This is a genomic window from Paraglaciecola mesophila (genome assembly GCF_009906955.1).
Taxonomy (GTDB): Bacteria; Pseudomonadota; Gammaproteobacteria; order Enterobacterales; family Alteromonadaceae; genus Paraglaciecola; species Paraglaciecola mesophila_A.
The window spans coordinates 3,085,650-3,100,584 of record NZ_CP047656.1 but is presented as its reverse complement, the minus strand read 5'-3'; the positions used below and the strand labels follow the sequence as shown (position 1 = coordinate 3,100,584).

The following is a 14,935-nucleotide window of genomic DNA, read 5'->3' as shown; positions in this document are numbered from 1 at the left end:
TCCCTAATACCACGGGTAATCAGCTTGATAAGGAGAAGACGAAATAAACCCATCACTTGTTATCCCCCTTCGCTCACTGAAGTTCCAACGGATATGCAGCCCTATGTTTAGTTCTCTATAGGTGTCGCTATAGTTATGTTTTATCCGTCCGATTAATTCCCAATGTGGATGGAATAACCACTGGCCTTCAAGCTCAAGACCGACGCCAAGTCCAGATTCAGATTGTTGAAACCCTTGTTGCTCGTCATCACGATTCGGAAACCTTGTAATCTCCTTTGGTTTACTAAGAATGTACCCCAGATCAAGCTTTCCTTTTAACTGCCACGTCTTATTTTCAAGGGTCAGTAACTCGGCTCGCCCTCCCACACCGACCAACAGATCTGGACTAAAATACCCTCCATTTCCGACGGTAAACGTATTTTGATTCGTTTGGTAATGACTCCAACTCAGGTAAGGCCCAATGCGCAAGTAGTCTAATTTTTCTGGATATAAATCTACGATATTGCGTGTTAGAGAAAGGCTCACATTCAGCTTATCGTTAGCTCTGACGTTTTCCCCGATTAACCTAGCCCCAGCAAATTCAGCAGACACGGTCCATTGACGTGATAAACCATAGGCAACAAGACCTTTAATACCATTTGCGGTTACTGAGCCCCATCGCGTTGTTTCCTCAGCGAATAAACCATGCAGACTCAAAACACTATCTTTTACCCGCTCACGAAACAGGGCCATCGCAAGCGTGGTGTTGTCCAAAAACCATACTCCTGATAATTTGCCTAAGAACACTGGGCGCAATGAATTTTGTGGCCGCCAATAAGACATTTCACCTAATAAGTTGGCACTCGCGCTTTGCTTCTTAAGATATGCACTTAGTCCTTTCTCATTCGTACCTGTCAAACCATCGTAGGGGGAATCTAATAAACCCATACCAAACGCGTCACCAACGTTTGGAGAACGGCTATCAGTCTTTTGATAGTTGAGCCGCACGCCAAATCGATAATCCAGCCAATCTCGCGCTAGCCCAACAAAATAATGTTGGCTATCAAGATTGGCCAGTGGATCATTTGCCCCTTGGGAGCGCCAATGAAGACCGGCTTCAAGCAAAAATTGATTGTCTTGCTCTTGTGTATCGTTCAAGCGATAAAAGCGGTTAAATTGCTTTCGATTCCAGGCGAGTGTCTTATTCTGGCGATTCAATTCATGTGCAATAGCTGGGTAAGTATTAGCCATCGCATTTAACATATTGCGGTCATCTTTTAGCAAAATGACCAATATCCTGGCATAATTTTGATTGTCGGGCTGCTGTTGAATCAAGTCAGAAAATGCTCGCACACTCTGCTGAATATGCCCAAGATGAAAGTGAGACCAAGCACAGATCTCCAACTGGTCACTATTTAACGGCTGTAGCATACGAATTTTATCAGCCATATCGAGACTCGCTTGATAACTTTCTTTCTTAAACAGCGACAATTGTTTTTCTGCGTAAGCATTTACACAATAGTTGAGTAAGTTAGCCACGCCAACATGCTGACATGCCACGGCTACGGCCTCATCTAGGCGGCCTAACTCTTTCAAACTTAATACTTGTGAAAAATAATTGCTGGTAAACCTAAACAACCCTAGGGCTTGTTCAAATTGCTTTTTTTGAAAATGTTGCCATGCATGAAACTCGATGTGCTCGATGATGGGCTGCTCAGGATATTCTACGATTAAGTCTTCTAACGCTTGTTCATTTCCTTCGCTTGCCGCCTGAGACACCATGCCTAAAATTGCCTGCCGAATACCATCAATGGTACTCTTTTCACCCTCTTGATGGTCGCGTAAATAAGTGAAATGACGTAAAGATTGGTGATATAGCGCCCGAGAAATAAATGCCCAGCCTAACAAAGCATGATGCGCCAAGTCTTTTTCTTTAAAGGCACGCTCAGATGCTTGCTGTAACAATTCTATTGGCATACTGCGCCAGTACACTTCACCGCCGCGACTCATGCGCGCAAAGACGCTTGTGGCCTTTTTTTTCGAGCTTGGTTGTTGCTTTACCACAGCCTGTGGTTCCAGCTTATGCACCTCGGGGCTGGTCACCCGAGCCATGGCATCAAGCAGATCCTTGTCTGGCTGCCAATTTGTGTATCGCCTTGTTAACCGCGTAAATTCTTGCTGTGCCAACGCCTTATCTTTTTGCTGAATATGATACCAAAGCGCAAATGTATCTGGCGCTTCTTCAGCTAATTCTAAGCTGTCGTTCTTCGTTTTGCTTTGAATATCAACCTGTTGCTCATCATATTGGGTATCCAATGTTTGAGCAACGCTCATCTTGCTAAATAAGCAAAGCGCGGTAAATAGGCCTAAGTGAGTGAGCTTCATATCAGTCGAGAGATTCAGCTGAAAGCGACATAAGTGCGAGCAAAATCAGACTGGCAGAATAATAATCTGTATCAGCTGAAACATGTGGTAAATCCAGCTTTTCTTTGCTTCTCTTGTCGGTATAACTCTGGGTTGTCATCGCGATTGCTCGCATACCTTCAGAGTATGGATAGGGGGCGACACTTCCGTCTTGTAAGTTCACCGTTGCAGGCACTTCAGCTTGTTTCCAAAATGCTAAAAACGGTGCGAGTAGCTGTGTTTGCTGATCATCCGCCATCACCAAATAAATCGGGATACGAACAGCGTTATATCCGTATTCTGCTGACAATGCTTCAGCTAACGAAAACTCCCTGTCATTCAAAATCACCCAATCAGAAGGCAGTGTCCACCGTCCAAATCGAGCTTTTTCCAGTAAGACTCTACCTGAGCGATAAAGCTCCGACCAAACTGGGTTGTCGGTCACCTCAGAAAAAGCCACAAGGGCAGGAAACACCCAATACGATAAATTAATTTGAATGCTTCCATCTGAATTCACAAAACCATATTCTCCGGGCAATAAAAGTGTGTAACCGTCTGCCTGTTTAATCAATTTTTGTTCAATCACGGATAAGATGCTTTTACTGGCCAGCATATATTCTTCGTTATGCCATTTCTGTGCAGCAAGCAGCAGCGCCCATGCAATAAGAATATCGCCATCGGTTGCATTATTAGGGTCTGTGATACAACTAACATCTTGGCGCTCACAAGGGACATACTTCCAACTAAACAGTTTATCTGAACGCTGCAAGGTGCTTTGTGTCCAGTTCCAGAGTGCTTCAAAGCCTTTCTCATCATCCGCTTCTACTGCAAATAATAGCCCGTACCCCTGACCTTCGCTGTGCGAGATATTCTGATTGCCGGTATCTACCACCCGGCCATCTTCAATAAATCGCTTTTTGTATTGCTGCCAATTTTTATCAAACACACTGGGATCTTTGCGTTCATTTGAATACAGTACAAAAAAGGCAATAACGGCCACACAAATAGCAAGTCCTACCTTTACCGAAAAGCTCACCATTGCTCCTTAAGTTTTTCATTTCTATTTTTTATGAGTGCATACGTAATAAAACTAGCAAGTAAGACGAGTAAGAACACCACGATTAGCCAATACCAAGGGTTATTTGATAACCACGCCTTTATTTCAGAAATCGTATCTGCTTGACCAACTTCATAGGTACGAGAGACTTGCATTATAATTTGTGGTGACTCGCTATTGTCCCATGCAAAAAAATCACCTGATAACTGTCCCCAAAGAGGCCCTTGAACCAACTCTGAAACCCGTTTACTAAGTACAGATGAACTCTCTGCGACAATAAAAAACAGCGTACCAGACTCTTTCGATGTGGGATTCTTTGAACCCACCAGTACAGCAAGCTCCCCTAACGAGCTTTCTTCTAATGTGAACTCTAATGCACCTTGCTTACGCAAGTAGGCGTTGTAAGTATCCCCAGACACCCGATTAAACAATTCGTTTTGTAAGCGATAGGGCCACTTTTTAACGTTAGTAATAGAAGCAGAAACATTGCTAAATAAGTTTTCACTCAAATCATCAGGCTGAGCCAACACCATGGCATTGCTGCTCAATACTTCTGGCACCCCATTAACAACCTCAATGCTAGGCACCAAATTTCCAGCAGACTGTGCCATTTTTCCTGCGATGGTCAATGCACTTGAGAGCATGTCCCGTTGTGAAATATAAATATTTGTATCTTCGCTTTCAGTAAACCGTGCAAACGGGTACCCTGTTTGAGCCAGTAGTTTTAAATCGGGTTGCTTGGCAATAAAGACCGATTCAGGGATTGAAATTGTTGAATCCCCACTTAAATAGAAACGCAAGTACTCACCGCTTGCGCTAGCACACTCTCCTATCTGAGGAACCGTAGCTTGGTTGACACTAAATTCGATGTGATTAATACCACCATTAAAATATCTAGCAGGAATAGACAACAAATATTCTCGGTATGAACGACCGTTAATTTCCTCTAATGCTAAGCCATGAATGATTTCGTCATTGACCAAAATATTAAGAATGGAACCAGCACCAAAGCCTGCACCATAGCCAAAGTTCAACGCCAGCTTCACATTGGCACTTTCTGCAACATAATAATCTGCAGGAAGACGTACCTCGACTTTTTTGCTAAACGTACCGGCACCGAAAAACGTGCTATCCCCATTGCCCATGCGCCTAAATGAATATGCCTCACCGGGTTGGAGTGTCACATTAGTCTGCAAAGACGAAGTAAGATTTTGTTCGCTAAGTATATTGATTTGGTCGTCAGGGTTAAGGCTATCATCCATATAGGCTAGCACTGTCGATGCTTGTACAACCTCTTTCGCAGTTAAGCCCGATACGATTAACCGATTCTGTGCAGCAACGATTGTGCGATCCCCAATGCGAATACTGGGTGTTTTTTGTATTTTAAGGAAAGGACCTTTGATGTCATTGATGATGGTGTCAGGCAAAAAGGCACGCAAAGCAGCTTGGGTTCCTACTAAAACATGAAGATCTTGATTGTTTTTTTTCCCTAAATACCAGCTGCTGTACTTATAGCGTGCCATTGCGGTATCTGTTTCTAATCGTTCGCTCAACGCTAAGTCAGCCTGCTGTGGCAACTGAGATATATGTTCAAACTCTAAGGTTTGATATTGCTTTCGCAACGCGAGGCCTTGTGCGATAACAGGCAATGATTGACGTTCGATGTCTTTCTCAAAAGCATCATTTTTGATGGTAAATAGCTTCACGCTGCGTTGACTTCCCACACCCGGATGAAAGAAACTGGATAATGCTTGCAAGCTCAAATTATCGACAACGCGCTCAGTGTTAATTGTAATAGATGACTCGTATAAGTTCACTTCACTCCATAAATCAGGTGCCCCAGGCGCCTGACACGCTTCAGCAAAATGACTGGCTACCAGGGTTAAAGCGTTATATTCACTGCGCCAAAGTGAAGAAGGAATCTCAATATCTGCTGTGAACTCAGGACGAGATGAATCAAAGGCAATTTGCCCAATAGTAGCGTTATTAAAACGTACATTTAAAACTGAGCGTTTTTCCTTTAATGCAATAGAGGAAATGGCTTCTAAATGCAGTTTTGCAGACGTCACTTTGACTAAAGGTGAAAGTGGAATACTCATATCACCATTTGCGCTCCCTCCTTGGAGTCTAAGGATGGCGTTGCCACCGTAAAACTCACTTAAACGAAATTCGTGCGTATTCTGAGCAAAAGCATTGAAACAGCATATGCCGAATAAACAGGTCGCAATACGTAAACAAAGAGGGCTAAAAAAGGTTGTTAGATGCAATTTCATTGGTACCTCTGTTTAAACTTCATATAAATATGTTTGAAAATAGGTGTGATGCTTACGCTCAATACATGGCGCAGGCCATAGAAATAGGAGATTTGCCTAGTCCGTCTTTTTTGAAAGCTTTCCCAACGGGAGCTATCACATAAGGTCAGGGCAACAACCTTGCTTTTCTCATTATCGTTGGCCACGTCGAATGCAACTCTGACATCTCCGGTATGTACATTTTGATAGCGTACTGAGCACGTGAGTTGAATCTCTTCATTTAGGGCATTGGTATATAAAGACATAATCACTTTGTCAGAAAAGGTCTCATTGCAATCTATATTTAGCCGTGCCCCTTCCACACTCATATCCACTAAGTGCCCAGCGTACACAGTGCCATTCGCGTGACTCATTTTTACTTTGTCATAGGCAGGTAACCGAGAGTGTTTACGCAGCTGCTTTTTCTCTATAAGTACTTCAAGTAGCCCTAAACAAAGAATAAAATTGAAGCTATTCCAAGTAAAAACGATCGCTGTTAGCTCTCTTGTCAGGGGACTAGCAAAGAACTCATAAACACCAGCCACACTGCCAATTCCAAGCAATATTAATAGCCAATAAAATATACTCGACAAAGACGAAACATAATCTTCGTCAAGGTTTTCGCCTTTAGGAGTGACAACAAATGAGGGCTGAGTTGGGTTTTTGACTACCGTTATGAGTGCGCGAAATATGAAGGTGCATTGCAATATTTCGTATAACTCAGAGACCAGAGGCCACCTGTTTTTTCCAAATAGCATATTCGTTTGACGAAAGGTAATAAGTACGTGGGGAATGGTGTAAGCAAACACATCTAAAATCGACGCTTGAATAAGCTCCAATCCAAAGACTAAGTACCCTAGCGGAGACAACAAAAACGTTAAGCGGGCAAACGGAAACAACCAAAATAGTATGGAGCTCATGTAGCCGCATTTTTGGTACCAAGATAAGCCTTTATTTAAAAAAGGTTTTTTTAAGATCAGGATCTGAGCCATTCCCTGCGCCCATCGAATTCTTTGCTGTATGAAAGAAGCAAACGTTTCTGGCGCTAAGCCGCTAATCATTGGTTTATCTACATATACCGATTTATATCCCAGTGAATGCAACTCTAACGCGGTCTCGGCATCCTCAGTAATTGAATCACCGGCTATCCCTCCAACTAAGTCTAAACATTCTCGTCTGAGCACTGCTGCAGAGCCACAAAAGAAAGACGAAGACCAAAAGTCCAGTCCTTTTTGAATCACCCCATAGAACATGTCATTTTCAGATGGCATACGAGTAAAAGCAGAAAAATAGTTACGCTCGACGGGGTCTGGGTTTGCCATAAAATGGGGGGACTGAACCAAAAAGACCTTTTCATCAACAATCATCCATGGAACGGTTCGCTCTAAAAAGTCAGTGGTAGGCACATGATCAGCATCTAGAATAACGATCAACTCACTGTCGGTGTGCCCCAAAGCACTGTTGATATTACCTGCTTTAGCATGCAGATTTTTTTCACGAGTATGATATTGAACACCTAACTTTTTACACAAGCGCTGCAGAGAATGGCGACGAGCTAATGCTTGAGCTGCAGCTTGTTTATCTTTTTGATTGATTTTTTGCTCTGTACCACCATCATCGAGCAGATGTATATGCAGCTTTTCCCGTGGGTATTCGAGTAGCAGTGCAGCGCGAAGTGTAATTTCTAATAAATCTTCCGGTTCATTGTAGCTTGGCACCATGACATCAACCGTTGGAATTTTATCAGCGCTGTAATCTTTTAGCAGCAGCTCAGGCCGATTCAATGGAAACACATTAATAAAACACCCCAACAAATGAATAATTCCAGCATATATTTCAGCTATGAATAAAATCCACATGCATACAAGAGAGATAATTTCGGTTGTTTCTAATGTGTGAAAACCACGCCAAACTAAATAACGTACAGATAAAATGGAACCTAGAATTAGCGCAAATATTCGAAAAAAATAGCGTAATTTATGGTGCTGTAACGATTCAGAAGAGGCTGCATACACAATGGCGATAATACCGATTGAAATACATAACTGGGAAAACGAATCTAGGGGAACAAATGCGGCAAAAAAGAATAAGATACAACAAATAAGCAGGCCGATTTTCAAAATAACCGAAACCAATACGTTAGTATTAGATTTCGGCAGCGATGAGGAATCGACCCGAGTTTTATTCATGATATTTTAATTGATGCACAACTCTTGAGCTACGTCTGTCTCTAAGCTGAAGGTAGCCATCATAAAATTCAATATTGATATACTCTTCAAAAAACAATTTAGATAATTCATTACGGTGATTTTCGCTTAATTTAACCAGGGGCAAATTAAATAAAAATATCACGATAGAAGTGACCGCAATGGCACAAAGAGAAACAAAAAACCAATCTGCTACAATCTGGTTTAGTAAAAGGCTAAAAACCAAAATCCCTAAACTTAAAACAATTGTCGCCAGACTAATTGCATATACCAATTTAAATTTCTTCATTGAGAATTCCGAACTAACAAACTCGCCAAGTCGTTTTTTCCAAACGCCTTCAGATTTGAAGTCATGATAAATATCTATTCTTTGTTTATTTAAATTCATATATTCAGCTTCTTTTAAAATGGAATAAAGCAAAAAAATCAAATTTTCTAACACCTAAGAGCATAGGTAAATTGGATTTCACATTTCCAGATAGAAAATCGCCTTGGGCGTTTTCTGGTAAAAAGAATAGCAAATGCAGCATTGGCTTCATATTAGCCTTTATGGTGAATTATAGCCTTCAAAATAGCTTTTACTTTCGATTTGACTAGTTTTCTTAATTAAAACTTTGGTATGTGAACTGCCTCATAGTTATATAATTTCATAACTTATTAGTGATTCTTGATTTGAAGTTATATTTTAAAGAAAACTTCAAGCCAAAATTCAACGAAGGAATAGTGTGCAGAGACGAAGAGACATCTGACCTGTAAACCGCTTGCGCTAGGTGGAAAACGTGAATAACGTGGTATCCTATTGGAGTCTTTCACTATCTAGGTATCACTCTTATGGCATGGCTGCATAAACTGCTGCTAACAATTATTTCTGTCCCTCTGAAATGGCTGGTAAAGGTCAATAGCATTCCCACAGACATCGCGACTGAACTTGGGATCGACACCACAAAGCCTATTATTTATTTGTTACGCACCCATTCGGTAACCGACCAATTTGCTTTGAAAAAGTCAACTCAAGCACTTGGTTTACCAAAGCCTACAGACGCCATCGAGGTAGAAGGAAAAGAATTACCTGCTTGCTTGTTTTTGCAGCAACCTCGCTCAGTTTTGACGAGAAAAGTAAAAATTACCAACATCGCAGATGACGTCACCAAGCTCTTTCATATTCATAGAGAACACCCCGAGCTAGACTTACAAATCGTTCCCGTGTCCATTTTTTGGGGCAGGGCACCAGGGCGCACATTTTCAGGCTGGTCAGATATTATTGCTAACCAAGTGTCTCCGAGTTGGCTGCGAAAGTTTTTTATAGTGTTATTTTTAGGCCGAGATAATTTCGTATGCTACAGCAAAGCCGTTTCGTCACGTACCATGGCAGATCTAAAAGGCAGCGACGAAGAGATTGGTCACAAACTGATCCGTTTAGCTGGCACCCATTTCCATCGTCGACGTCAAAACCTGATCGGCCCAACATTGCTGGAAAGACAAGAGCTATATAATGCCGTGCTAGGGGCAGACTCAGTGCGCCAAGCGATAGGTGATGAAGCTCAAAGTAAAAAGCAGTCAAACCATCAAATACAAGCCAAAGCCAAAAAGTACGTAGATGAAATCGCGGCTGACTACCGTGAAGGCTTGGTGCGAATTGGCGACCGTTTATTAACCAAGATCTGGAACAAGGTCTATAACGGCATAGAAGTAAAACACGCGGATAAAGTCCGCGCTTTGGCACAAAACGGTCACGAAATCATCTATGTGCCTTGTCATCGCAGCCACATGGACTACCTACTGCTCACCTATGTTATCTATCATGAAGGTCTAGTTACTCCGCATATCGCTGCAGGGATCAATCTCAATTTCTGGCCTATCGGTGGTATCTTACGCAAATGCGGGGCGTTCTTTCTACGCCGTAGTTTTGCCGGTAATAAACTGTACACCGCCGTATTCAGAGAGTACCTAGAGCTACTGTTCAATAAGGGATATTCGGTAAAATACTATCCTGAAGGTGGCCGCAGCCGCACAGGTCGCTTGCTTCCTCCTAAGACAGGTATGCTCGCCATGACGCTACAAGGACTAATCAAAGGAATCAACCGCCCCGTGAGTATTGTGCCTGTGTACATTGGCTACGAGCATGTCATGGAAGTGTCTAGCTACTTAAAGGAACTCAAAGGTACAGATAAAAAGAAAGAATCCTTTTTTCAGGTTTTTTCTGCGATACGAAAACTGAAAAATTACGGGAATGGCTTTCTAAACTTTGGTGATCCAATTAATTTAAGCAATTTCTTAGACCAAGAAGTACCTGAGTGGCGCGAATCACAAAATCTAGAAACCGACAAAAAGCCGCGATGGTTGACCCCAGTGGTCAATACCTTGGCAAATGATGTAATGGGACGTATCAACCAGGCTGCAGCAGTGAGTGGTATGTCACTGTGCGCCATGTGTTTACTCTCAGCGAAAAAACATGCCATGGCGCAAGATGAACTGGAACGTGCAATAGATGACTATTTAGCCTTGCTAAAAGATGCCCCCTTTAGCGACTTGTCTAGCATTCCACAAGCCGATGGCAAAGCCCTAGTGGAGAGCACATTAAAACTTAATAAGCTCGAAGTGACGCAAGATAGCTTTGGCACAATTATTTCGTTAAAACGTAAAAACGCGGTAGCCTTGACCTATTATCGCAATAATATCCTGCACTTATTCGCCTTACCAGGCTTGGTCAGCGCTATTGTGTTTGCGCACAAAGGCTTGGCGAAAACACAAGTGATTTCCCTAGTGGGCCAGCTTTATCCCTTGCTGCAGCGTGAGCTATTTATTTATATGAGCCAAGAGCAAGCATTGCAATACACAGACCGCCTATTAAGTAGCATGTTGGAAATGGGCTTATTGCGACACGAGGGTGAGGCCCTTTGTCCACCTGCAGCCACCAGCAAAGCGTTTTATTCTTTCTGGTTACTTAATCGTAGTATTCAAGAAACGCTACAGCGCTACGCTGCGGTTTTAACCATTCTGAAAAAAGAAAAAACCATTGGTCGTGGCCGTTTAGAAAAGCAAAGCCGTGAATTCGCAGAACGCTTAGCGGCATTACATGGTATTAACTCACCAGAGTTTTTCGATAAAAACGTGCTGTCTACTTTCATTCATGCTCTGAAAGACAATGAGCTTATTAATGCATCTAGCGAGGGCCAGTTGGAACATTCAGATACCAGTGAGGCTTTGCTTACCTCAGTTGAAGAGCTAATCTCACCTGAGATAGCGCAACGACTTCAGCAAATTTAGAAAAATATTAAACAACTCAAAGAAAGAAATTGAAGCGTTGGGTGAATAGCCCAACGCTTTTTTTGTGCGGGATTTAGTTAAAAATCCCATTCACATCAGACAAGAAAAATTTGTAGGCAGGATTCTCGGTTTCTTCTGCGTATTGATAACCTAATTGCTCTAAGTGCGCTTCAAAATCAGCCCGCTCAGTATCAGGAAAATCAAAACCAGCGAGTACCAAGCCTTCCGCTGCACCATGGTTGCGATAATGAAATAACGTGATGTTCCAACGCTCACCTAAGGTTTTTAAGAACGTCATTAGCGCCCCAGGCTGTTCTGGAAACTCAAACGAGAACAAATGCTCATTGAGTAAAGCAGGAGGTCGCCCTCCAACCATATAGCGAACATGCAGTTTCGCCATCTCATTGTCTGACATGTCTAAACAGGGATAGTTGCTAGCACTGAGGGTTCGCATAAGTTCTGCAAACTCTTCTTGGCCTCGGCGCAATTTTACCCCGACAAAAATATGCGCTTCTTTATCACTGGCAAAGCGATAATTAAACTCAGTGATAATTTTGCCACCCAACAGCTCGCAAAAGTGTTTAAATGCGCCCTTTTTCTCAGGAATTTTTACCGCAAAAACCGCTTCTTTTTGCTCACCTAATTCACAGCGTTCAGACACGTAACGCAGAGTATGAAAGTTAATGTTAGCGCCACACAGCACCCCACCAAAGACCTTTCCCGTCACCTCATTTTGCTTGGCGTATTTGCGCATCGCCGCGACGGATAATGCACCAGCGGGCTCAGCAATCACCCGAGTATCATCGAATATGTCTTTAATAGCGGTACACAGTTCATCGTTGTTGACGGTAATGACTTCATCTACGTATTGCTGGCACAAGCGAAATGTTTCAGTCCCTATGGTTTTCACGGCAACACCATCGGCAAAGATCCCCACAAACGGAAGAGGTGTTGGCTCACCGGCTTTCAAAGCTGCTTGCAAACAGGCAGACTCACTAGACTCCACGGCCACTATCTTAATACTCGGTTTCAGTTGCTTTAAATAAACACTCATACCAGCCGCTAAACCACCGCCACCCACAGCGATAAACACAACATCTAAGTTAGGGTTTTGCTCAAGCATTTCTTTGGCAATGGTGCCTTGACCGGCAATCACATCAGGATCATCAAACGGAGGGATCATGGTATAGCCGTGCAGCGCGGCTAGTCGTTTAGACTCCTGGCTTGCTTGATCAAAGCTGGTCCCATGAAGGACGACATTAACATTGTTACCACCAAAATTACGCACCGCCTCCACTTTAATATCCGGCGTGGTTTCTGGCATTACAATAGTGGCTTGAATATTCTTGCGAGAGGCGCAATACGCTATTCCTTGGGCATGGTTACCCGCTGACGCGGTAATAATGCCGGCTTCAAGAGAAGCCTCGTCAAGATGGCTGATTTTATTGTAAGCACCGCGCAGCTTAAACGATTTAACCGGTTGTTGGTCTTCTCGCTTTAACCATACATCATTGCCTAAAACAGCAGAGAATTTGTCCAAATGAACAAACTCACTGTTAACCGCCACGTCATAAACGGGCGACATTAATACTTTCTTTAAATACTCTTGGGCACTGGTGGTCATTAGTCTTCCAACTTACTGGCGTCGCGCACGCCGCCTTTATCTGCACTGGTGGCTAATAGAGCATACGCTTTTAATGCCAATGACACCTTACGCTCACGGGTAGCAGGTTTCCATGGATTCGCGCTTTGCTCCATTTTCGCACGTCTAGCTTGAAGCTCCTCATCACTGATATCCACACCGATTTTGCGCTGTGGAATATCAATTGTCATGCTGTCGCCTTCTTCAACTAAGCCGATACCACCGCCACTGGCAGCTTCTGGCGAACAGTGACCAATAGATAAACCTGAGGTACCACCAGAGAATCGACCGTCCGTGATCAAGGCGCATTTCTTACCTAAGCCTTTGGCTTTCAAGTACGTCGTTGGGTAGAGCATTTCTTGCATTCCCGGCCCACCTTTAGGGCCTTCGTAACGAATAACCACTATGTCACCGGCAACAACTTCGTCAGCTAGAATCGCTTTTACAGCATCGTCTTGGCTCTCATAAATACGCGCGCGCCCGGTGAATACGTGAATTGACTCATCCACACCAGCGGTTTTTACAATACAGCCATCTTCAGCAATATTACCGAACAGCACGGCTAAACCACCTTCTTCACTAAATGCGTTTGCACGGCTACGAATACAACCATTTTCACGGTCTGTATCAGCAGTAGGATAACGACAGTCTTGGCTAAACGCCTTGGTCGTACGAATGCCTGCAGGGCCTGCGCGGAAAAACTCTAGGGCATGAGCGTTTTCAGGCAGTGTGATATCCCACTCGCTGATAACTTCACCGATAGTTTTACCTAATACATGAGGCGTATCACCGTGTAACAAGCCCGCACGATTCAACTCAGCTAAAATACCCAGTACGCCACCTGCACGGTGTACATCTTCCATGTGATACAGAGGAGTAGACGGAGCAACTTTACATAAATGCGGTACTTTGCGTGATAAACGGTCTATGTCATCTAGGGTAAAGGGCACTTCCCCTTCAACCGCAGCAGCTAATAAATGCAAAATAGTATTGGTTGAGCCCCCCATGGCAATATCTAGGCTCATGGCATTCTCAAATGCCTTAAAGTTTGCAATGTTACGCGGTAAAACCGATTCATCATCTTGCTGATAATAACGACGACACAACTCAACTATTTGGGTACCCGCTTGCTTGAACAATCCTTCACGATCCGCGTGAGTCGCCAACATTGAGCCATTTCCAGGTAGCGATAGCCCAAGCGCTTCAGTGAGGCAATTCATGGAGTTTGCGGTAAACATACCTGAGCACGAACCACAGGTTGGGCAAGCAGAGCGTTCAATTTCGCCACTTTGTTCATCGTTCACGTTGTCATCAACGCCGGCAACCATTGCATCAACCAAATCCAATTTGATAATTTGATCAGAAAGCTTGGTTTTCCCCGCTTCCATCGGACCGCCAGAAACAAAGATCACCGGAATATTTAAGCGCATAGACGCCATTAACATCCCAGGGGTGATTTTGTCACAGTTAGAGATACACACTATGGCATCTGCACAGTGAGCATTCACCATGTATTCAACCGAATCTGCAATGATTTCCCGTGAAGGCAAGCTATAGAGCATACCGCTGTGACCCATCGCAATACCGTCATCGACTGCGATGGTATTGAACTCTTTCGCTACGCCGCCCGCGGCTTCAATGCTACGCGCCACCAACTGCCCCATGTCTTTTAAGTGCACATGGCCCGGAACAAACTGGGTAAATGAGTTAGATACGGCAATAATCGGTTTGCCGAAATCCCCATCTTTCATACCAGTCGCACGCCAGAGCGCGCGAGCACCGGCCATATTTCTACCTTGTGTTGTGGTTGCTGAACGTAACTTGGGCATTATCTCTTCTCTCTAACTTAAAATAGTGTAAAAAATCCGTAGAGGTCGCATTTGAAACGTCATGCGTGAAAAACCTCTGTCGGTCGTCAAATTGGGCATGTCAGAAAAGTAAGTTGCTAAAAGCAAAAAACCCCCCGAACTTTCGTGCGGGGGGTTAAAAACGGTCTGACGTTAATTCAGATCTATCCCCGCGGAGAACGGATCTCCACCACTGTCACCAAAATAATTACTTTGCTGCACGAGTCGGAATAGAACATTAG

At 43.4% G+C, this 14,935-nt stretch carries 8 protein-coding genes; 1 reads left to right on the top strand and 7 read right to left on the bottom strand.

The features are described from left to right. Window positions 1-3: 3 nt before the first annotated feature. From FX988_RS13380 to FX988_RS13360, 5 genes are read right to left on the bottom strand one after another with little or no spacing between them, the layout of a single operon-like run. Window positions 4-2,364, bottom strand: coding sequence for a cellulose synthase subunit BcsC-related outer membrane protein (locus tag FX988_RS13380; protein ID WP_160180520.1), 2,361 nt, complete (start codon window positions 2,362-2,364; stop codon window positions 4-6). A 1-nt stretch (window position 2,365) separates the two neighbouring features. Next, window positions 2,366-3,418, bottom strand: a complete 1,053-nt coding sequence (locus FX988_RS13375) for a glycosyl hydrolase family 8 (protein WP_160180518.1) — start codon at window positions 3,416-3,418, stop codon at window positions 2,366-2,368. Further along, the gene (locus FX988_RS13370) at window positions 3,415-5,712 is read right to left on the bottom strand and encodes a cellulose biosynthesis cyclic di-GMP-binding regulatory protein BcsB (RefSeq protein ID WP_160180517.1); all 2,298 of its coding nucleotides are present in this window, start codon (window positions 5,710-5,712) and stop codon (window positions 3,415-3,417) included. Before FX988_RS13370 ends, FX988_RS13375 begins: the two co-directional genes overlap by 4 nt. Then, on the bottom strand, window positions 5,709-7,919 hold the full coding sequence (gene bcsA / locus FX988_RS13365; protein WP_160180515.1) for a UDP-forming cellulose synthase catalytic subunit: 2,211 nt from the start codon (window positions 7,917-7,919) through the stop codon (window positions 5,709-5,711). Before bcsA ends, FX988_RS13370 begins: the two co-directional genes overlap by 4 nt. Continuing rightward, window positions 7,912-8,325 carry a DUF2207 domain-containing protein gene (locus FX988_RS13360; protein ID WP_160180513.1) on the bottom strand — a complete coding sequence of 138 codons (414 nt, stop codon included), beginning with the start codon at window positions 8,323-8,325 and terminating at the stop codon, window positions 7,912-7,914. The genes bcsA and FX988_RS13360 overlap by 8 nt, the downstream gene beginning before the upstream one ends. Window positions 8,326-8,768: 443 nt before the next feature. On the opposite strand from FX988_RS13360, the gene plsB reads away from it, so the two are divergent. After that, window positions 8,769-11,204: a glycerol-3-phosphate 1-O-acyltransferase PlsB gene (gene plsB, locus FX988_RS13355; RefSeq protein ID WP_160180511.1), complete on the top strand. Its 2,436-nt coding sequence runs from the start codon at window positions 8,769-8,771 to the stop codon at window positions 11,202-11,204. A 73-nt stretch (window positions 11,205-11,277) separates the two neighbouring features. On the opposite strand, the gene ilvA is transcribed toward plsB, so the two are convergent. Further along, on the bottom strand, window positions 11,278-12,828 hold the full coding sequence (gene ilvA / locus FX988_RS13350; RefSeq protein WP_160180510.1) for a threonine ammonia-lyase, biosynthetic: 1,551 nt from the start codon (window positions 12,826-12,828) through the stop codon (window positions 11,278-11,280). Further along, window positions 12,828-14,675: a dihydroxy-acid dehydratase gene (gene ilvD / locus FX988_RS13345; protein WP_160180508.1), complete on the bottom strand. Its 1,848-nt coding sequence runs from the start codon at window positions 14,673-14,675 to the stop codon at window positions 12,828-12,830. Before ilvD ends, ilvA begins: the two co-directional genes overlap by 1 nt. Window positions 14,676-14,935 lie beyond the last annotated feature (260 nt).

What these genes read in the sequence shown, in the direction of transcription:
- FX988_RS13380 (WP_160180520.1), bottom strand. Translation starts at nt 2,364, where the DNA reads ATGAAGCTCACTCACTTAGGCCTATTTACCGCGCTTTGCTTATTTAGC.
- FX988_RS13370 (WP_160180517.1), bottom strand. Translation starts at nt 5,712, where the DNA reads ATGAAATTGCATCTAACAACCTTTTTTAGCCCTCTTTGTTTACGTATT.
- bcsA (WP_160180515.1), bottom strand. Translation starts at nt 7,919, where the DNA reads ATGAATAAAACTCGGGTCGATTCCTCATCGCTGCCGAAATCTAATACT.
- FX988_RS13360 (WP_160180513.1), bottom strand. Translation starts at nt 8,325, where the DNA reads ATGAATTTAAATAAACAAAGAATAGATATTTATCATGACTTCAAATCT.
- plsB (WP_160180511.1), top strand. Translation starts at nt 8,769, where the DNA reads ATGGCATGGCTGCATAAACTGCTGCTAACAATTATTTCTGTCCCTCTG.
- ilvA (WP_160180510.1), bottom strand. Translation starts at nt 12,828, where the DNA reads ATGACCACCAGTGCCCAAGAGTATTTAAAGAAAGTATTAATGTCGCCC.
- ilvD (WP_160180508.1), bottom strand. Translation starts at nt 14,675, where the DNA reads ATGCCCAAGTTACGTTCAGCAACCACAACACAAGGTAGAAATATGGCC.